This window comes from Rhizobium sp. WYCCWR 11128, from assembly GCF_013416305.1.
GTDB lineage: Bacteria > Pseudomonadota > Alphaproteobacteria > Rhizobiales > Rhizobiaceae > Rhizobium > Rhizobium indicum.
In genome coordinates, this window is the sequence record NZ_JACCEZ010000007.1 from 295,723 (window position 1) to 313,457 (window position 17,735).

21 protein-coding genes are annotated in these 17,735 nt (G+C 61.5%); 6 read left to right on the forward strand and 15 right to left on the reverse strand.

Annotated elements, in window-relative coordinates; all coding sequences use genetic code 11:
* Nucleotides 1–98: 98 nt before the first annotated feature.
* From HX898_RS22400 to HX898_RS22415, 4 genes are all read right to left on the reverse strand, one after another.
* Nucleotides 99–1,166, reverse strand: coding sequence for a fatty acid desaturase (locus HX898_RS22400; protein ID WP_138328972.1), 1,068 nt, complete (start codon nt 1,164–1,166; stop codon nt 99–101).
* 914 nt (nt 1,167–2,080) lie between these two features.
* Nucleotides 2,081–2,416, reverse strand: a complete 336-nt coding sequence (locus HX898_RS33550) for a hypothetical protein (RefSeq protein WP_180195773.1) — start codon at nt 2,414–2,416, stop codon at nt 2,081–2,083.
* 96 nt (nt 2,417–2,512) lie between these two features.
* Nucleotides 2,513–2,890: a hypothetical protein gene (locus HX898_RS22410; RefSeq protein ID WP_017993428.1), complete on the reverse strand. Its 378-nt coding sequence runs from the start codon at nt 2,888–2,890 to the stop codon at nt 2,513–2,515.
* A 94-nt stretch (nt 2,891–2,984) separates the two neighbouring features.
* Nucleotides 2,985–4,385 carry an MFS transporter gene (locus HX898_RS22415; RefSeq protein ID WP_180195774.1) on the reverse strand — a complete coding sequence of 467 codons (1,401 nt, stop codon included), beginning with the start codon at nt 4,383–4,385 and terminating at the stop codon, nt 2,985–2,987.
* Between the two features lie 123 nt (nt 4,386–4,508).
* On the opposite strand from HX898_RS22415, the gene HX898_RS22420 reads away from it, so the two are divergent.
* Entirely contained in the window at nt 4,509–5,471 is a 963-nt protein-coding gene (locus HX898_RS22420) for a LysR family transcriptional regulator (protein ID WP_138328495.1), read from the forward strand.
* Nucleotides 5,472–5,478: 7 nt separating this feature from the next.
* Here HX898_RS22420 and HX898_RS22425 read toward each other — a convergent pair whose 3' ends face one another.
* The 6 genes from HX898_RS22425 to HX898_RS33285 all read right to left on the reverse strand — a co-directional run bounded on the left by HX898_RS22425 (nt 5,479) and on the right by HX898_RS33285 (nt 8,096).
* Nucleotides 5,479–5,859, reverse strand: a complete 381-nt coding sequence (locus HX898_RS22425) for a VOC family protein (protein ID WP_029875279.1) — start codon at nt 5,857–5,859, stop codon at nt 5,479–5,481.
* Nucleotides 5,860–6,044: 185 nt separating this feature from the next.
* Nucleotides 6,045–6,887 (reverse strand): transglutaminase family protein, encoded by an 843-nt coding sequence (locus HX898_RS22430; RefSeq protein WP_138328494.1) that lies wholly within the window; start codon nt 6,885–6,887, stop codon nt 6,045–6,047.
* Nucleotides 6,888–6,914: 27 nt separating this feature from the next.
* The gene (locus HX898_RS22435; protein ID WP_017959660.1) at nt 6,915–7,190 is read right to left on the reverse strand and encodes a DUF1488 domain-containing protein; all 276 of its coding nucleotides are present in this window, start codon (nt 7,188–7,190) and stop codon (nt 6,915–6,917) included.
* Nucleotides 7,181–7,504 (reverse strand): hypothetical protein, encoded by a 324-nt coding sequence (locus HX898_RS22440; RefSeq protein WP_062944214.1) that lies wholly within the window; start codon nt 7,502–7,504, stop codon nt 7,181–7,183. Before HX898_RS22440 ends, HX898_RS22435 begins: the two co-directional genes overlap by 10 nt.
* Entirely contained in the window at nt 7,501–7,836 is a 336-nt protein-coding gene (locus HX898_RS22445) for a hypothetical protein (RefSeq protein WP_138328491.1), read from the reverse strand. Before HX898_RS22445 ends, HX898_RS22440 begins: the two co-directional genes overlap by 4 nt.
* Nucleotides 7,833–8,096, reverse strand: a complete 264-nt coding sequence (locus HX898_RS33285; RefSeq protein ID WP_138328490.1) for a hypothetical protein — start codon at nt 8,094–8,096, stop codon at nt 7,833–7,835. Before HX898_RS33285 ends, HX898_RS22445 begins: the two co-directional genes overlap by 4 nt.
* 510 nt (nt 8,097–8,606) lie before the next feature.
* Between HX898_RS33285 and HX898_RS22455 the strand changes: the two genes are divergently transcribed.
* The 4 genes from HX898_RS22455 to HX898_RS22470 all read left to right on the forward strand — a co-directional run bounded on the left by HX898_RS22455 (nt 8,607) and on the right by HX898_RS22470 (nt 11,301).
* Nucleotides 8,607–8,924 carry a co-chaperone GroES gene (locus HX898_RS22455; RefSeq protein ID WP_138387716.1) on the forward strand — a complete coding sequence of 106 codons (318 nt, stop codon included), beginning with the start codon at nt 8,607–8,609 and terminating at the stop codon, nt 8,922–8,924.
* A gap of 49 nt (nt 8,925–8,973) precedes the next feature.
* The gene (gene groL / locus HX898_RS22460; protein WP_138328488.1) at nt 8,974–10,608 is read left to right on the forward strand and encodes a chaperonin GroEL; all 1,635 of its coding nucleotides are present in this window, start codon (nt 8,974–8,976) and stop codon (nt 10,606–10,608) included.
* A 65-nt stretch (nt 10,609–10,673) separates the two neighbouring features.
* A complete protein-coding gene (locus HX898_RS22465) occupies nt 10,674–11,066 on the forward strand; it encodes a hypothetical protein (protein ID WP_138387715.1) in 393 nt (130 codons plus the stop codon).
* A gap of 67 nt (nt 11,067–11,133) precedes the next feature.
* A complete protein-coding gene (locus HX898_RS22470) occupies nt 11,134–11,301 on the forward strand; it encodes a hypothetical protein (RefSeq protein ID WP_017959667.1) in 168 nt (55 codons plus the stop codon).
* Between the two features lie 27 nt (nt 11,302–11,328).
* Here the strand turns inward: HX898_RS22470 and HX898_RS22475 are convergent, their stop codons facing one another.
* From HX898_RS22475 to HX898_RS22485, 3 genes are read right to left on the reverse strand one after another with little or no spacing between them, the layout of a single operon-like run.
* Nucleotides 11,329–12,495 carry a Gfo/Idh/MocA family oxidoreductase gene (locus HX898_RS22475; protein ID WP_173862915.1) on the reverse strand — a complete coding sequence of 389 codons (1,167 nt, stop codon included), beginning with the start codon at nt 12,493–12,495 and terminating at the stop codon, nt 11,329–11,331.
* Between the two features lie 7 nt (nt 12,496–12,502).
* Nucleotides 12,503–13,426: a sugar phosphate isomerase/epimerase gene (locus HX898_RS22480; protein ID WP_180195775.1), complete on the reverse strand. Its 924-nt coding sequence runs from the start codon at nt 13,424–13,426 to the stop codon at nt 12,503–12,505.
* Between the two features lie 43 nt (nt 13,427–13,469).
* Entirely contained in the window at nt 13,470–14,384 is a 915-nt protein-coding gene (locus HX898_RS22485) for a sugar phosphate isomerase/epimerase (protein ID WP_180195776.1), read from the reverse strand.
* A gap of 208 nt (nt 14,385–14,592) precedes the next feature.
* Between HX898_RS22485 and HX898_RS22490 the strand changes: the two genes are divergently transcribed.
* Nucleotides 14,593–15,594: a LacI family DNA-binding transcriptional regulator gene (locus HX898_RS22490; RefSeq protein WP_180195777.1), complete on the forward strand. Its 1,002-nt coding sequence runs from the start codon at nt 14,593–14,595 to the stop codon at nt 15,592–15,594.
* Between the two features lie 69 nt (nt 15,595–15,663).
* Here HX898_RS22490 and HX898_RS22495 read toward each other — a convergent pair whose 3' ends face one another.
* Nucleotides 15,664–16,569, reverse strand: a complete 906-nt coding sequence (locus HX898_RS22495) for a S1C family serine protease (protein WP_138328483.1) — start codon at nt 16,567–16,569, stop codon at nt 15,664–15,666.
* 156 nt (nt 16,570–16,725) lie between these two features.
* Nucleotides 16,726–17,670: an AraC family transcriptional regulator gene (locus tag HX898_RS22500; RefSeq protein ID WP_180195778.1), complete on the reverse strand. Its 945-nt coding sequence runs from the start codon at nt 17,668–17,670 to the stop codon at nt 16,726–16,728.
* Nucleotides 17,671–17,735 lie beyond the last annotated feature (65 nt).

Consider the following 17,735-nt stretch of genomic DNA (forward strand, 5'->3'; position numbering starts at 1 on the left):
CCAGGGAAGGAGGCGGCTTTCCCTGGAATTGGATGCAGGCAAAAGGTCAGAGCGGCTCTGCGCTTCCGTGAAAGCTAAACCGCTCTAACGCCCCGTCATCATGCTGCGGCAAGCCGCGCCGCCTCACGAAACGAGACCAGTCGTTTCGTCTGTTCGTCCCACAGCACCAGCTTGACGCAACGCAGGCTTTCCATGAGCGTGATGCGGCCCAGATCGGCAAGCTCAGGATGATCTCGCAGCACCTCCGGCAGCCGGTAATACGGCACCCGGCTCGACAGATGATGTACGTGGTGGATGCCGATATTGCCGGTGATCCAGCGCAGCACCGGCGGCAGGTCGTAATGCGAGGCGCCGTGCAGGGCCGCATGCTGGAACTGCCAGTCCGGCTCCTTCGACCAATGTGTTTCCTCGAATTGATGCTGGACGTAGAACAACCAGACGCCGGCAGCACCTGCCAGAAGCACGGTCGGAAGATGCACCAGTAAAAAGGGGACGATCCCGACCGCCCAGATCAGCAGCGCGGCGACCACTGCGATGGCAAGATTGGTCGCCATGGTCGAGATCCAGGGCAGGGCGCCGGAGCGCATCATGCCGAAAGGCAGGCGCTGCTTGAAGAGGAACAGCCATGCCGGTCCGATCCCGAACATCACGATCGGGTGCCGGTAGAGCCGATAGCCGAGCCGGCCCCAGCGCGACAGCGCGTTATATTCGGCGATCGTCAGCGTTTCGATGTCGCCAACGCCGCGCTCGTCCAGGTTCCCGGCCGAGGCGTGGTGTTCCGCATGCGCGCGGCGCCAATAGTCGTAAGGTGTCAGCGTCAGGATGCCGATCGTGCGTCCAACCCAGTCATCGACGCGGCGACGGGCGAAAAACGAGCCGTGGCCGCAATCATGCTGGATCATGAACAGCCGGAGCAGGAAAGCGGCGGCGGGAAGGACGAGGATCAGGCCTGGCCAGAAGCTGTAATGAACCGCTGCCCATGCGGCAGCCCAGAACAGCGCGAAGGGGACGACGGTGACGGCAAGCTCGAAGGCGCTGCGTCCGGCCCGCGGCTGGCGATATCCGGCAAGGATCTTCAGCCAGCGCTTTTCAGCGAAAAGCGCCGCTTGCTCCGCGGATCGATCCGGGTTTTCGGATCGCTCCGGGTTGTCGTCGGGCTCACCCATAGGGGCCACTTGGATTTCCTCGCACTCGCTGCGGCGCGCAGATTCGATCACAGAGTGACGCCGTGAAAGGCGGCGATCGCCGAAAAGCCGAGTGCAATCACCACGGCCGAACGAATGAGGAAGAGCGGATAGTCGAAGTGGTACATCGTATGAAGAGTGGTCATGGTTACAGCAATTCCTGTTTTTCTGAAAACATGTCAATGGGTGATGGTGTCACGCCGGAGCGCGGCGCGTCCGACAAGACGCGCTATCACTTGCGCTGTTATGCGCACGGGGGCGGAGCGGGGGCTCGATAAGAGGTTCTATTTCTTTGGAGCACTGCCCTGCGGAGCGGTTTTGGTCGCCGTCTTCATCTGATTGGCGAATGTGCTTTCCACCTTCGCTGCCTGCTTGTCCTTCTTCGGCTTCCGGACCTCGCGATTGCTTCTTACCTGTCCTTTTGCCATCGATAAAATCTCCCTTTAGATCGAAATTGAAAGCCGCAGCCTGCGTGGTATTCGCCCCGCTTGTCGGTCGCGATCGGAGATCGCGGGATCGTCATGAGGGGCAACCCGACAACACCGGGCCGCAGGGATGGAATGAAAATGATGCCTGCTGAAACCGCATCGCTGTCTGGAGGCGGATGACCGGAGAGGTCACCGAAAGCCAAACCCGACGTTGAGACGGGACGTCACCATGCTTTCGCGATCGGGAAAATGGCGGGGCCGGAAACCCGGTCACCGCAAATGCCGCATCGGCCAAATCAGCGAGCCCTCCTTATAGAGTAAAATTGAGGTGCCATTAAGGCCACCGCCGCAGGAAAGCCATATTTCCACAGGGGATAAAGTGAGCCGCGCAAAACTGGGCAGCGGTTTAGCGATAACGGCGTGCGAAACAACAGGGCTAAAGCGCGAGGGATGAATCTTGCGACGCGCTTAGTCATTCACGGGAAACAGGCGGATCAGCTTCGTTCTTTCCATCTCCGCGCGGCCTGATGCAGACACGATGCCGCGGGCCAAACAGAGTTCGATGTCCCTTCCGATATCGAGCGGCACCAGCATGCCGCCGGCCTTGAGCAGTCGGTCTGTCATCGACAGAAGCAGATCCACTTTTGCCCGGCAGCCATCGATTTCCAGGAGCGCCACCCGGCGCTCCCTGTCGATGTCGGCAAGATCTCTAGCCTGCTCGCGTTGTTGGTAAGCCCCGAATTGCACCCATCCGAAATAACCGGCCGCTGCGACGCAGATACAAAGCAAGAGGGTTTTTCGCACGATATTCCTTCGGAGCCGGGCGGCTCGTTTGCCGCTAGAACATCAGTGAGAGCATGATGTCGTCCGAAAACCGCTCACACTTTTCGGCATCATGCTCTAGCCGGCGGCGCGTCTTTCGCGGGGCAATCCCTGTATTGCATATCGGTTAAAGACGGGGGTTACCGGTTTCGGCGGCGTCTTCAGCTTGCCGAAATGGTGTTCCAGCGCTTGTGAGAGCATGGCCGGCGAGGTGACGCCCTCTTCGAACAGTCTGATCAATAGTATGGCGGCGACGTTGAAGACACGTTCGTTGCCGATCAGGATTTTGGCGTCGTAGCCGGCATCGTCGAGCACGCCTTGCAGCATGTCGAGATCGGACGAAGTCAGATGCGACTTTTCGAAAGTGGAAGACATCGGTCCTCCTTTCATCGGGGCAAGGGTATAAAAACCCTCAGTCGGCAGCGCCCTTACACTGGCTGCCGAAGTTGCGACCATGCGCCTTTCACCCAGGCAACGCAACGGGATTCTTTGCAGCTGTCGCTCCGGTTCATGAGCAGCCCGCACCTGTCAGGGTGCGGGCCGATAATGGTCATTCCGCCGCCTGATAGCTGGGTCTCCGGGCGGCCGACGTCCGCGGACCGGCGGCTGCAAGCAGGGTAATCGCCACCGCAAGCAGCGCCACGAAAGCGATGCCGGCGACATAGGGGTTCCAGCCGAAATGCGGTGCGGCGCCGAAGACTGCCGAGGCCGCCGCAAGCACGATGCCGCCGCCGATCTGGAAGGAGGCGAAGAGCAGTCCGGAGGCGAGCCCCGACTTGTCGTCCTCCACGTCGGAAAGGGCCGCGACCTGTACCGAGGGGTAGGTCATGGCGTAGCCGAGGCCGAGCGGGATCTGCGAGAACAGCACGAGCAGGATCGGGTCGACATGTCCGAGTGCGGTCACCCAGAAGATATAGCTGAACGCCTGCAGGCCGACACCCGCCGCCATCAGCCCGGTGGCGCCGCGATTTTGCGCGAGCGTCGCAAAACGTGGCGCCAGGAACATCACGAAGACGCCGCCAAGCGCAAAGCAGAAGCCGGTGGTGAAGGCCGACCAGCCGAGGACGTTCTGATAATAGAGCGTCGCCAGGAACTGGAAGCCGACATAGGCGCCCTGGAAGAGGGCGGCAATGGCATTGGCATGCCGGAGCTTGGCCCGGCGGAACATGCCGAGCGGCACCATTGGATCGGCATGGCGCGCTTCGACCACGAGGAAGAGCAGGATCAGCGTCAGCGACGCGACGAGCGAACCCCAGGTCGCAAAAGCCTGCCAGCCGGCGGCCGCGGCATTGGTGATGCCGAAGACGAAGAGCAGCAGCCCGGGGGTGATTGTTAGCGCGCCGGCCCAGTCGAAGGCCGGCCGCGGTCCTGTCCTTTTCGGGTCGGCGGGCAGCACCAGTGGCGCAACAAAAAGCGTCAGGATGGCGACGGGCGCGCCCATGACCAGTGTCGCCCTCCAGCTGATAATCGTCGCAGCACCACCGAGCACCATGCCGAGCACAAAGCCGGCGGCGCCGGTGGAGGAGAAGACCCCGAGCGCCCTTGCCCGTGCCGTTCCCTCGCCGAAGACGGAGAGCAGCAGCGCAAGCGCCGCAGGCGCGGTGAAGGCGGCGGCAATGCCCTTGACCAATCGGGCGGCGATCAGCGTCGGGCCGCTGTTGACGAAGCCGCCGGCGATGCTGGCGGCGGCAAAGATCGCCAGCGACCAGAGGAAGACGCGGCGATGGCCGAAGACATCGGCGACCCGGCCGCCGAGCAGCAGGAAGCCGCCATAACCGAGCACATAGGCGCTGACGGCCCATTGCAGCGATGTCGCCTCCATGCCGAGTTCGGCCTGGATGGCAGGTAAGGCAACGCCGATGGTGGAGACGTCCATGGCGTCGAGGAAATTGGCGGCGCAGAGCAGCAGCAATGCCAGCCCCGCTCCGCTTGGCGATTTGGAAAGAGTCATCGAAATCGTTCCTTTTTTGCTGCCGCCTCATCGGGGGAGGTTGCCGGGCGGCAGGGAACGAGAAAATGTACAGCTTCCATTCCTATTGCAAATTGATAGTAGCCATGCCAGGTATTACTGACGATGATGAATGATGTCACCCTTCGCAAGATCGACCTCAATCTCCTGCTGGCCTTTTCGGTGCTGATGCAGGAGCGCAATGTCAGTCGCGCCGCCGAGCGGCTGCTGCTCGGCCAACCGGGTCTGTCGGCTGCCTTGCGGCGCCTGCGCGAGGCGCTGGACGATGAACTATTCGTACGTGTCGGCCGCGGCCTGCAGCCGACGCCGCGCGCCCTGTCCATCGCCCCGGCGATCGAGGATGCGCTGTCGGGCATCGAGCGCGCCATCCGCCCGCAGGCCGAGTTCGATCCGGCAAGCTGGCAGGGCGAGTTCCGCATCGGCATGTGCGACAATCTGGAATCGGCCTTCTTCGGCCCGCTTGCCGCCCGTCTTCTCCAGCTTTCACCCGGCGCCCGGCTGATCGGTATCGCTTCCGAAAAGCGCGATGCCGCACGCCGGCTGGATGAAGGCGTCTTCGATTTCAGCGTTGCGATGCACGACGAGCCCGCCTCCTGGCACATTCGCGCGCCGCTGTTCGACCAAGTCTCGATCTGCATCTACGATGAAGCTCAGCTCGGGCTGAAGGCGCCGTTGAGCCTCAAGGATTTCGCCAATGTCGCGCATGTCACCGTCTCGTTCGAAGGCAACACCTCGACCGGTATCGATATGGCGCTGAACCGCACCGGCGATGTGAGACAGGTGGTGGCGACCGTCCCGCGCTTTTCCGCTCTGCCGATGGTGCTGAAGGCGATGCCCGCCATTGCCACCGTGCCGGAATCGATCGGTCGCTGCATGGCGCAGTTACATGGGCTGATGCTTTGCGAGCCGCCGCTTTCGCTGCCGGCCGATCCCGTGACGATGCTTTATCGCCGAGTCGACCAGACGGACGGCCGGGCGCGCTGGTTCCGTCGCCTGTTCATCGATGTAGCCAATAGAGCGCTCGAAGCCTCCGGCTGCTGCGTATCCATTCCGAGAGCCGCTGCCTGACGGTCCGTTATAGCTCGCCTTTGTGAAAGTACGCTTCGAGGCGGTAGCCGTCCGGGTCGATGATGAAGGCGGCGTAATAGAAGCGCCCATAATCCGGCCGCACACCCGGTTCACCATTATCCGTGCCGCCGGATGCGACGGCCGCCGCGTGAAAGGCATCGACCGCCGCCTCATCAGGCGCGACGAAGCAGAAATGCAGCCCCGATCGCATGTCGGCAACAACAGGCTGTTCGACCTGCATCACCCAGAGCCCGACCGTGTCCGGGCCGTAGCCGATCGTGGTGTCGGAATTGGACAGGCGCTCATATCCGAGCGGCGCCAGCGCCGCATCGTAGAAACGGCGGGCTCTTTCCAGGTCTTTTACGCCGATGGAAATATGATCGAACATGGACTGCGAAACTCCTTATCTTCCGCTAATGACTGCTCACACCCAAGATGGCACGACGCCGACATCTTTCAACCGCCGTTCTAAAGCACGTCGCGCCAAAGTGTGTGGGAGAGGCAATCCTGCGACAGCTGGCGCCTGCGGCAAAGCCTGAGGCCGGACATTGCCGCATCCGTCCAGGTCTCGTTCTAAACAGCGCCTTCGGCGACGCTTTGCATCTGCTCCAGGTTCGTCACCTCATAGGTCCAGACTCGAAACGCCTTCAGCACATGCGGTCCGAAGGAATTGATGAGCGGTATGTCGGCGGCGTCGCGCCCGCGTGCGACGATGATACGACCGATCCGCGGCGTGTTGTTGCGCGGATCGAATGCATGCCATGCACCGTCGAGGAAGACCTCGATCCAGGCGCTGAAGTCCATCGGATCGACGACGGGAATACCGATGTCGCCGAGATGGCCATTGATATATCGGGCAGGAATGTTGAGGCACCGGCACAACGCCACCGCGAGATGCGCAAAGTCGCGACAAACGCCGACACGTTCGTGAAACGCCTCGAAGGCTGTCCGCGTCGATCGCGCCTGCAGATAGTCGAATTGGATATGGCCGTGAACGAAGTCGCAGATCGCCTGAACGCGGCCCCAGCCGGGTGAGACGGTGCCGAACATATCCCAAGCAATTTGACTGAGACGATCCGTCTCGCAATAGCGACTGCCCATCAGGTAGACGAGGCAATCATCCGGCAACTCCGAAACCGGGAGTTCCCTGGCGCCTGGCAGCGACCTGTCCGGTTCGCCGTCGTCTTCGATCGTCGCATCGCCCCATATGGTCAGGTCGCCCGCCGGGGCAACCAGCCGAAGACACCGGTTACCGAAGAGGTCGCGATAAGTCGAAGTTGGAACATCAGGGGTGGTGAAGACCGTTTCCGGAATTCTGATGTCGGCCGCACGATCATCATGTACCGACAACAGGCATACCAATGCGGTCGGCTGCGGGCAGGTCAGCGTGATTTCATAGCCGTAACGGATCAACATGGAGCGTTCCCGCGCGTCCGGATCCGCTTAGCGGAAATCCGCCGCAGTTAGAGTATAGAAGGCGCGGCGGCGGTAGGAATAGGCTTTGTGTGCCACGTCCTGAATGGAGTTGCGCAGGGCGTCGAACGCCGAAAGCCACCTCGTTTCCGAGGGTTCGGTTCTTTGCAATGTCATGTCGGATTTCGCCAGCGCGCCAACCTCGATGAAGAACAACACCTGGAACATGCCGTCATGGCCGACGAAGCGCACAGCATTTCTCGCCGCATCGAAGCTGCGGCTTTGGTTCAGAAAGGCTAGCGCCATGGTTGAACCGGCGGGGTCTCACTCCGGGCGGCGTCCGACAGCCTCAGCCATTCCTTCCGGTATCCTATGTTGAGAAGATTGAAGGACATCATGTCTTTCCCGGCCTGCGAACGGCTCTTGCCGATCACGGCATGGTCGGCATGCACTGGAACGTTTGCTGAGACACGATAGACGGTCGACGAACGGGCGGATTCGATCCGGCGGTCGTGTTCGATCTCCATGGAGTAGCGGCCGGAAGCGCCACATTTGTTTTCCCATGTGCCGACGGCAAAGGCATTCCGTCTTCGTTCGGCTTCGTCTTCATGGCTGTTCACGATGTCAACCTTTCGTCATTCGGGCCGTGGCCATGGCCAAACGTCCTCTCGATCAGTGTTGCGCCGCTGCCGGCGGGCGATAGGTTTACCAGTTCCAGACTGTCTTCCGTCGCGACGCGCTCATGACGTTCATCGTCGCTGCGGATGCGGTATTGCAGCACATTTCCTCTCGGAGGAAGCGTGGCGGTAATGCGGTATGTGTCGGGGAGCTTCGAGGGAACGACCAGGAACCCGTCCTTCACTCGGACAGTCTGCCCCACTTTGAAGATATGCGTTGCTGCCTCGCGCCGGATCGAGCGTCCATTGCGTTGCGGGATGCGCGTAGCGGTCATGACGGTTTGTGGTCCTTTTCGAGCGCGGTTTCGAGAGCTGACAGGGGGATAGGCATCATCTGCTGCGTCGAACTCTGCGTGGCGATCGCCGGCAGGTGGATGAAGGCGCCGACCCGTCGCCAGGCAAGCCTGGAAACGCTGTCGATCAATTCCTCGTCATAATCGACGCGGTATTCTCCGGCTGGCTGCGCCCCGTCGAAACCGGGCAGCCGGAACGGGGATGAAAAGCGGACGACGGTTTGTGTGGTGCGACTGGTCACGGCTGAGGCCTCTGCAGGAAGACACCGATGCGTTTCCTGTATCGTTGAGATCCGAACCGGACGAACTCGATGCTGCCGGTACATCCGCGGTCAGCGCCAAGCTCATTCCGGATCGGAATAGGCGAAATCAACGCCGGAACGACGTCATAGATTGCTATCGAAAATTCAGTGGTGATGGCGGGTCGTAGGTCTCTGACACCGCGAAGCCAAGTCGGCCAAATCGACGAGACCTATCATTGCGCCTCGATTGAGTTTAAATCAAGATAATTCGGATTTATCTATGAAAAACGCTAAATTAACTCAACGACACGTTAAATAAAATTGAGCGCGATGGCGTGAAAATTCTATTCATTTCCTGATTATTACAAAATATCCGCTCAAATTGATTTCCTGAATTTTTAAAGAAATTCCCCGCGTGAACAATATTTCTTGGCACTCCTATCAATCGAGTGCCACGAGTGCTATTTATGAATTGCAGCCGCCCTACGCGCCGGCAGCAGAAAGACCTCTATGAAATTCCGTTCACTTCACGACCGCGTCGTCATTCGACGTGCGGAAGGCGATGTCAAATCCAAGGGCGGGATCATCATTCCAGACACCGCCAAGGAGAAGCCGCAGCAAGGCGAAGTGGTCGCAGTCGGCCCGGGCCTGCGCGACAAAGGCGGTAATCTCGTCCCGCTCGATGTCGAGGTCGGCGATCTCATTCTGTTTGGAAAATGGTCGGGGAGCGAGGTCACGATCGATGGCGAAACCCTTTTGATCATGAAGGAGACCGACATCATGGGCATCGTCGAAAAGACCGAAGCGGCCGCCGGCAAAGCCGCCTGAGGGTCGAATTTGTGACCCGCAACTCAAGACCGAACTGGGAAGAAATATCATGTCTGCCAAGGAAATCAGGTTCTCCACCGACGCGCGCGACCGCCTGCTGCGCGGCGTCGAATTGCTCAACAATGCCGTCAAGGTGACGCTTGGCCCGAAGGGTCGCAACGTCGTCATCGACAAGGCCTATGGCGCACCGCGCATTACCAAGGACGGCGTCAGCGTCGCCAAGGAGATCGAGCTCGAAGACAAGTTCGAAAACATGGGCGCGCAAATGGTGCGCGAGGTGGCTTCGAAGACCAATGACCTTGCCGGCGACGGCACGACGACGGCAACGGTGCTCGCCGCCTCCATCTTCCGCGAAGGCGCAAAGCTCGTCGCTGCCGGCATGAACCCGATGGATCTGAGGCGCGGCATCGATCTCGCCGTTATCGCCGTCGTCAAGGAAATCAAGGCGAGGGCGATGAAGGTCAAGTCATCAGGCGAGATCGCGCAGGTCGGCACCATTGCCGCCAATGGCGACGCCGCCATCGGCGAGATGATCGCCAGTGCGATGGACAAGGTCGGCAATGAGGGCGTCATAACAGTCGAAGAGGCGCGAACCGCCGAGACCGAACTCGATGTCGTCGAGGGCATGCAGTTCGATCGTGGCTATCTCTCGCCCTATTTCGTCACCAATGCCGAGAAGATGCGCGTGGAACTGGAGGAACCCTATATCCTCGTTCACGAGAAGAAACTCGGCAGCCTGCAGGCGATGCTGCCGATCCTGGAAGCCGTCGTACAGACCGGCAAACCGCTGCTCCTCATCTCGGAGGACGTCGAAGGCGAGGCGCTGGCGACGCTTGTCGTCAACAAGCTGCGCGGCGGCCTGAAGGTCGCCGCCGTCAAGGCACCGGGCTTCGGCGATCGCCGCAAGGCGATGCTCGAAGACATTGCCGTGCTGACCGCCGGCCAGATGATTTCCGAGGATCTCGGCATCAAGCTCGAGAACGTCACGCTCGATATGCTCGGCCACGCCAAGCGCGTGCTGATCGACAAGGAAAGCACCACGATCATCGACGGCTCCGGCGACAAAGCGGCCATCCAGGCGCGCATCCAGCAGATCAAGGCGCAGATCGAGGACACCACCTCCGACTACGACAAGGAAAAACTGCAGGAACGCCTGGCGAAACTCGCCGGCGGCGTCGCGGTCATCCGCGTCGGTGGCGCGACCGAGACGGAGGTCAAGGAAAAGAAGGACCGCATCGACGATGCGCTGAATGCCACCCGTGCGGCGGTCGAAGAGGGCATCGTGCCCGGCGGCGGCGTGGCACTGTTGCGCGCCAAGTCGGCGCTCATGGGCCTGACCGGGGAGAACGCCGACGTGACGGCGGGCATCTCGATCGTGCTGAGGGCGCTCGAAGCCCCGATCCGGCAGATCGCCGACAATGCCGGGTTCGAAGGCTCCATCGTCGTCGGCAAACTCGCCGACAGCAATGATCACAATCAGGGCTTCGACGCACAGACGGAGACCTATGTCGATATGATCGAGGCCGGCATCGTCGATCCTGCCAAGGTCGTGCGCACCGCTCTGCAGGACGCTGGTTCGATCGCGGCGCTGCTGATCACCGCCGAGGTGATGATCGCCGACATTCCCGCGAAAGATTCTGCGCCTGCTGCCGGAAATGGCGGCATGGGCGCTATGGGATACTGAGGCCAGCGTGACCGTTCCGGCGTCGCCGGACGGCACAACCCGAATAACAGACAGGGAGAATTCCAATGTCCGTACAGAGCAGCAGCAAGACATCGATTACCCAGCGTTTCGACAGTTACCAGCCGTCCAAGACGCTTCTCGCCTGGGCCTGCGTCGTCACGGCGATCGCCACGATGATCATCGGCTTCAGCTGGGGAGGTTGGGTCACAGGCGGCACATCAGGCAAAGCGGCAGCCGCCGCCAGCGAAACCGCACGCGGAGAACTGGCGTCGGCCATCTGCGTCGAGCGATTCAAGGCGGCGCCGGATGCGAGCGCTAAACTGATCGAGTTCAAGGCGATTACCGAAGGCTACAAGCAGCGTCAGTTCGTTGAAGCCGGCGGTTGGGCGACCATGCCCGGCCAGACTTCAGCCGATAGCCGAAGTGTCCAAGGCTGCGCCACTGCGCTTGCCGTCTGACACCGTTTTTCCAGAGCGCTCCGATGTATGTGCGGAGCGCGCCCACTGTTGAAGTAGGAAATGACCCATGATCCGTTTCGTGAAAAAGAACGACCCGCAGCCAGCCGCAGAAGACGCCGGCGAAAGCGTCAAGAAAATCCGCGAGGCAGCCGCCGAGGGGCCTAAGAAAGCCGCCAACGACAGCACGCGTCGCCGCGCGCCGCAGGCGGCGGAAGATGACGACCCGCTTATCTGAGCACAGCGCCGCACCGCAGTTCACGACTTAGCGATAGTCCAGCCAGATCCCGCCGGCGTCGGCGGACCGTACGCAGTTTTCGACCCAGCGCACGCCTTCCAGTCCGGCATCGACATCGGGAAAGACGAGCTCTTCGATCCCCGCAGGGGCGAGGCCGCGCTCTCTGTTGATGGCAAAGCCGAAGCGGCGATAGAGGTTCGCCCAGGCTTCGAAGAGACCTTCCGGGTGGCCGCCGCCGATCCGGTCGTCGATCCTGGCCTCGGGATAGAGATAGTCCATGCCACGCTCGAGAATACGGGCCGGTTCGCCCTGGATCTCGTAGGAGAGCTGGTTCGGCCGCTCGTCCCACCATTCGATGCTGGCCTTCGAGCCGACGATGCGGATCTTCTGGCCGTGCATGGAGCCGGCATTGACGGCGCTCGACCAGATGGTGGCGATCGCGCCATTATCATATTCCATCAGGGTCACCGCATTGTCTTCGAGCGGCGCGCGGCTTTTGACGAAGCTCTGGCGGGTGCAGAGCAGACGCCTGATCTTCAGGTGCGGCAGGATGACCTTGGCGATATAAAGCGGGTGGGTCCCGACATCGCCGAGCACATAGCTGGGGCCTGCGAATTTCGGATCGACGCGCCAGCGCGTCGAGGGGTTCTGCTCCTCCACCGCAGCGCTATGGAAGCCATGGGCGAATTGCAGGTTGACGATGCGGATCTCGCCGAGATCGCCATTCCTGACCATGGCGCGCGCCTGCTCGATCATCTGGTGGCCGGCATAGCCATAGGTCACGCCGACGATCCGGCCGCGCGCCTGGGACAGCGTCTTCAGTTCTTCGGCCTCGGCGATCGTGAAGCAGAGCGGCTTTTCGCAGATCACATGCAGATCATGTTCGAGTGCTGCCTTGCAGATCGCGAAATGGGTGTTGTTGGGTGTTGCGATCGACACGGCCTCGATGCCGTCAGCCCGCCTGGCCTCAGTCGCAAACATCGCCGCATAGTCCCGGTAGCTCCTGGCTTCGTCGAGCCCGAGATCGACGCCGAAGGCGCGGCCGCGTTCCGGATCGATATCGAAGGCGCCCGCCGCAAGGGCAAAAACGTCGTCGCGATGCGCCGCCGAGCGATGAATGTAGCCGATCTGGCTGCCTTTGCCGCCGCCGACCATGCCCCAACGGATCGGCTTTCGCCTGTCATTCGTCATCATCTTTTCCCTAAAAACCAACCGACCTGAGGTAATCGCGGCTTTGCTTCACATCTTCGAGGCTGCCGGCGACATTCCTCGGATCACGCTCCTGCTCGACGGTGATGAAGCCGTGATAGCCGATCTCCTCGAGCGTTCGCTTGACGGCGGGATAATCGATGACGCCGCGGCCGATCGGGCACATCACGCCCTGTCCGCAGGCATCGAAGAAGCGGATCTTCTCGCCAAGCACACGGTCGAAGACTGTCTGGTCGATGTCCTTGAAGTGGACGTAGTCGAGCCTGTCAGCATAGCGGCGAAGCATCTCGACGGGATCCATGCCGGCATAATAGCTATGGCCGGTGTCGAGGCAGAAGCCGGCGACCTCCTGCGGAATGTCACCTGCCACCCGCTCGATCTCATCAGCAAATTCGATATAGCCACCCGCATGCGGGTGGATGACGGCGCGCACGCCGTATTTGCGCTGAGCGAGTTCGGCGATCGCCGTGATATTGGCGATCATCCCGGCCCAAGCCTTGTCGTCGAGACGCGGCGCACGATCGGAATGGCCGGCGGCATAGTCGCGCTCGTCGTGCCCCCAGTCCATGACCGTGAGATAGGGCGTCCTGAACCGCTGGCCCGCCAGCTGTTCCGGCTGCGGCAGCCGGGTGATGACGGCGCAGATTTCGTCCGTCTGCCGCAGCAATGTCTCGCGATTTTCAGGAGAGACCAGATCGTCGAAGATCGTGCCGGCGACGATGAAGAGATTGCGCTCGGTGAGCGCTTTTGCGACGAGCCCATCATCGAGCGGCACGTAACCATAGGGCCCGAGTTCGAGACCGCCATAGCCGGCCGCTGCCGCCTCGTCGAAGACGCGCTGCCAGGCGGGAAGGTTTGGATTGTTGACGTCGTCCACGCCCCAGCAGCAGGGGGCTGTCGTAATCGTGATGGTCACGGTTTTATTCCTGATAATGCGGTGCCGGGGCAGATGTTGACGATCAGCCAAGTTTCCCGGGCCAGTATTTGTCGACATATTTCTGGATTTCGGAGCGCATGAAGCGGCCGGAATCGTCGGCGCGCTCCTCCCAGCCGAAGACGCAGGCGGTGATGATGCCGTCGAACCCGACCGCGGCGAGCGAGGAGAAGAAGACATCCCAATTGATCTCGCCCTGGTACATATCCATGTGCTGATGGATGGTGACCTTCGCGCCCGGCGGATTGGTGATGTAGCGCAGCCCCGATGACGCCTTGTGATTATAGGTATCGGCCACATGCACATGGGCGATCAGCGGGCCGGCATCGCGGATCATCCGCGCCATGTCGTCACCGAAATAGAAGGTATGCGGCGCGCAGTAGAGGAACTTGACGTTCTTCGAGCCGATGGTCTTCAGCATGTCGATCGCCGGATGCAGCGTTTCGCACCAGTCTTCCGGATGCGGTTCCATGTTGAGCGTGACGCCCTCGCGCTCGAACACCGGAACGAGCTCTTCTATCGAGCGCCACCAGGCAGCCTCGCTATGCTCATGGGTGTGCATGCCGCCGCAGCAGCTGGCGCGGTGGCTGCGATCCGGCGACGGCCCCCGGCCGAATTCCGAGTTCATCGTATCGCAGCCCATCTCTGCGGCGATCCCGATCGCTTCTTTCCAGTAGCGCACCGCGGCCTGCCGCTCGTCCTCATGCGGGCTTGCCCAGCGATACATCGGCAGGATCGAGGCGAGCTGGACGCCGTGATCCTTCAGGGCCGCCTTGAATTCCGCGATGCGTTCCTTGTGTGCCCGCGGGCGCACCCACCAGGGCAGAAAATCGTCGCGCGGTGAAAGCTCGATATGCTCGTAGCGGAGCTCCGCCGCCTTGCGGCAGAGGTCGCGCAGGTTGAGGTGACGGTGCATATGCGGGTCGAGTGCGATCTTCATCTGGCTCCTCCGTCATCCCCCGGCCGCTTCGCGCCGGCGGATGATCCTTGATCTCGGTTGTTTCGGACGTCCGGTGCTCCTCCCGGATTGCTGGCACGATACTGCCGCGGCGCCCCCATGCTCCAATGCTTCCTTGATCAAATTTGATCATTGACCTCACAGCGTGCCGATGCTCTGCTGTGTCAGCTTTGAGAGTGAGTGAGCCCTGATGAAGGTGACTTTGAAGGATGTCGCAAGCCAAGCCGGCGTTGGCACCGCGACCGTCGAGCGCGTCCTTAACGGCCGCGGCGGCGTGCGGCCGGAGACGGTGGAGAAGGTCCTCCTGGCGGCAAGACGGCTTGAATACCGGAAGAGCCTGCCGGTCGCCCATCGCGGCCTGATCCGGATAGAGGTGATCCTCGTTCGCCCGGAGACCAGCTTCTATTCGCGTCTGAACCGGGCGTTCGAGCGCATCGCTGCTTCGCTCGGCGACAGCATCACCGTTCACCGCACCTTCGTCCGCGAGAACGAGCCAGCGCAATTTGCCCGTTACATCACCAATCCGACGGCACGCCGGTCGGCGCTGATCGTGGTTGCGCCCGACCATGCCGATGTCGTCACCAGCGTGCGGAAAGCGGCCGGTCTCGGCATTCCCGTCGTTCAGATCATGACCCGTCCGGCCCCCGAACTGCCCTATGTCGGCATCGACAACTATGCTGCCGGACGCACCGCGGCTCACTACATGTCGGGCATGCTGGCGCAGCGCCCCGGTTCGTTCGTCGCTCTCTGCCACAGCGGCGCCTATGAGAACCATAAGGAGCGGATCCGCGGCTTCTCCAGCTATCTCTCGGAGAAGGGTTCAAACGACCATCGTTTCATCGAGGTCATGTTCGACCTCGATGACGAACACAATGCCATGGAACTGCTGCACGCGGCCCTCCGGCGCGAGCCCGGCATCATCGGCGTCTATAGTGCGGGCGGCGATAACAAGGGTGTGGCCAGGGTGCTTGCGGCAAACAAGGCTGGGCGGCCGTTCTGGGTCGGCCACGAATTGACGGGAGAGACGCAGGACTATCTCCGCCGCGGCATCATGTCGATTGTGCTCGACCAGGCGCCGGAGGTGCAGGCGAGGCGATCGATAGACCTTGCCCTGAACAGGCTCGGTCTCATGGAGGTGGAGGTCAGCGCCGAACCAGTGCGCTTCCTGACAATCACACCCGAAAATCTTTGAGGTGGGATAAGGATGCCCGGACAATCCGCTCGAATGAACGCCAGCGGCTTTCACGATGCTGGCGCGACCTTACTGCAACTGCGGCTTTCTGAGAAAGCTGTTGCGGTCGGCGGACTTGATGCGCAGCCAGGCTTCCCGGCCGTTCCTGAGAATCCGCATGGGGATTTCGGCACCGGCCGGGCCACTGCTCCAGAGCTTGCGGTAGAAATCGGCCAGGCCATCGACCTCTTCGTCGCGGATCTCCGAAATGATATCGCCCTGACGCAGGCCCGCCTGGGCGGCCGGACCGCCTTCGGCCACGCTCATGACCACCACGCCGCCATTGCTCTCGGCGGAGAAGGCGCCGAGCCAGGGCCGCGGCGGCTTGTTGACCTGGCCGCGGTTCAAGAGATCGTCAAGGATCGGCGGCAAAAGGTCGATCGGCACGACCATGTTGATATCGGCAACCTCGTCGCCATCGCTCATCTGCAGGCGAAGCGAACCGATGCCGAGAAGCTTGCCGTCCGAACCGATCAGCGCCGCACCGCCCCATGAGGGATGGGCAGGTGCCGTAAAAATCGCCTCGTCGAGCAGATATTCCCAATAGCCGGCAAACTCCTGCCGGGCGACGATATTTGCCTCGACGAATTCTCCGATGCCATCGGCCAGCACGACGGGATCGCCCGCCTTGGCTGTCGCCGCGTCGCCGAGATCCACCGCAGGCGCATTCAGGGGCCCAAGCGCCTGGACCAGGCCGAAGCCGCTTTCCTGATCATAGGCAAGCGCGTGCGCGGGAACCACACGCCCGTCATGGGTCGTCAGCCAGACCTCTTCGGCCTCGGTGATGAGATAACCGATGGTCAGCACCAGCCCGTTGTCGCGAATGACCACGCCGCTGCCTTCCCGGACAGTGCCCAGCGTCTCCGCTGTGAAGGCATCTTCCGGAATGGAGGAACGGACGGCCACGACTGACCGCAAAATCGGATCGATATTCATGCTTTCATCCCGATGGGTGCCGGCGCGAAAGGCCGAAAGCCGGCGCATTCTTCCTTGAATAGGTAAGAGAATGGACGGCGGGTGCAAGACCGTATCGGAGGGAATTTCGGCAGGCCAACGCGCGACCGCCCTCCGATGCCTGCACCAATCAAGGTTTCACTGAGCCCCGAGCCTATCTCGCATGGCACCGGCGGGCGGCTGAGCGCGACCATATTGCCGCGGCGAGCATCCCATCACTCTCTTGAAAGCGGTGCTGAATGCGCTTTCGGATTCATAACCGAGCGACAGGGCGACACCGGCAATTGCCTCGGCCGAGTTTGTCAATCGGTCACCTGCGAGAAGCATGCGCCAGCGCGTCAGATAATCCATCGGCGCAAGCCCGACCTTTTCCTTGAAGTGGAGAGCAAAACTGGACCGGGACATCGAGGCCCGTTCAGCCAGCGACTGCAAGGTCCACTTGCGGGCTGGATCGGCATGCAGGGCACCGATAGCCGCGCCGATCCGCCGGTCGGTAAGCGCGAAAAGCCAGCCGACGCCGCGCGCATTCGGCGATGCGATATGGAGGCGCAACACCTGCATGAGCATGACGTGAGCAAAATGCTCCGCCATCAGAAAGCCGCCCGGCTGCTGGTCGCGCAATTCGCGCGTCATCCGATCGAGACACCAGCGCAGCACGGCGGCGTGATCGGAATCCCTCTTCACATGGACGATCGGTGGGAGGATTCCGAGAAGGATGTCCGAATTTCCTCCCGAAAAGGAAAAACGGCTGCCGATCAGGAAGAAATCGCCGCCGCCATTGCAAGTCGCAATGCCGTCGCGGGCGATCGAATAGATCGCATCGGACGGGATCGCTTCGAGCGCCGGATCGCTGGCGAGACGAAAGGCTCGGCGGCGCGTCAGCAGAAAGCAGTCGCTTTCCTCCAGGCGGACAGCTTCGGCAACGCCATCGACGCTCAGCCAGCACGCGCCTGAAATCACCGCGTTGAACTTGATGCCATCCGGGGGCGGAAAATCGATCGCCCAAGCGCCGCCAGCGTCAAGCCCTGCGGAAACATAGCTGCGCGGTTTGAGCAATGCGAGAACATCGGATAACGGGTCCATGTAAAATCCGGACGATGGCGAAGAGATGTCGGACTTTAGCGCATGGATCGTCTGGAGGCCACGCC

Excerpts from the sequence above, each read along its gene's own strand:
- HX898_RS22400 (WP_138328972.1), bottom strand. The coding sequence starts at position 1,166 with ATGGGTGAGCCCGACGACAACCCGGAGCGATCCGAAAACCCGGATCGA.
- HX898_RS22410 (WP_017993428.1), bottom strand. The coding sequence starts at position 2,890 with ATGGTCGCAACTTCGGCAGCCAGTGTAAGGGCGCTGCCGACTGAGGGT.
- HX898_RS22415 (WP_180195774.1), bottom strand. The coding sequence starts at position 4,385 with ATGACTCTTTCCAAATCGCCAAGCGGAGCGGGGCTGGCATTGCTGCTG.
- HX898_RS22420 (WP_138328495.1), top strand. The coding sequence starts at position 4,509 with ATGATGAATGATGTCACCCTTCGCAAGATCGACCTCAATCTCCTGCTG.
- HX898_RS22425 (WP_029875279.1), bottom strand. The coding sequence starts at position 5,859 with ATGTTCGATCATATTTCCATCGGCGTAAAAGACCTGGAAAGAGCCCGC.
- HX898_RS22430 (WP_138328494.1), bottom strand. The coding sequence starts at position 6,887 with ATGTTGATCCGTTACGGCTATGAAATCACGCTGACCTGCCCGCAGCCG.
- HX898_RS22435 (WP_017959660.1), bottom strand. The coding sequence starts at position 7,190 with ATGGCGCTAGCCTTTCTGAACCAAAGCCGCAGCTTCGATGCGGCGAGA.
- HX898_RS22445 (WP_138328491.1), bottom strand. The coding sequence starts at position 7,836 with ATGACCGCTACGCGCATCCCGCAACGCAATGGACGCTCGATCCGGCGC.
- HX898_RS22455 (WP_138387716.1), top strand. The coding sequence starts at position 8,607 with ATGAAATTCCGTTCACTTCACGACCGCGTCGTCATTCGACGTGCGGAA.
- groL (WP_138328488.1), top strand. The coding sequence starts at position 8,974 with ATGTCTGCCAAGGAAATCAGGTTCTCCACCGACGCGCGCGACCGCCTG.
- HX898_RS22465 (WP_138387715.1), top strand. The coding sequence starts at position 10,674 with ATGTCCGTACAGAGCAGCAGCAAGACATCGATTACCCAGCGTTTCGAC.
- HX898_RS22470 (WP_017959667.1), top strand. The coding sequence starts at position 11,134 with ATGATCCGTTTCGTGAAAAAGAACGACCCGCAGCCAGCCGCAGAAGAC.
- HX898_RS22475 (WP_173862915.1), bottom strand. The coding sequence starts at position 12,495 with ATGATGACGAATGACAGGCGAAAGCCGATCCGTTGGGGCATGGTCGGC.
- HX898_RS22485 (WP_180195776.1), bottom strand. The coding sequence starts at position 14,384 with ATGAAGATCGCACTCGACCCGCATATGCACCGTCACCTCAACCTGCGC.
- HX898_RS22490 (WP_180195777.1), top strand. The coding sequence starts at position 14,593 with ATGAAGGTGACTTTGAAGGATGTCGCAAGCCAAGCCGGCGTTGGCACC.
- HX898_RS22495 (WP_138328483.1), bottom strand. The coding sequence starts at position 16,569 with ATGAATATCGATCCGATTTTGCGGTCAGTCGTGGCCGTCCGTTCCTCC.
- HX898_RS22500 (WP_180195778.1), bottom strand. The coding sequence starts at position 17,670 with ATGGACCCGTTATCCGATGTTCTCGCATTGCTCAAACCGCGCAGCTAT.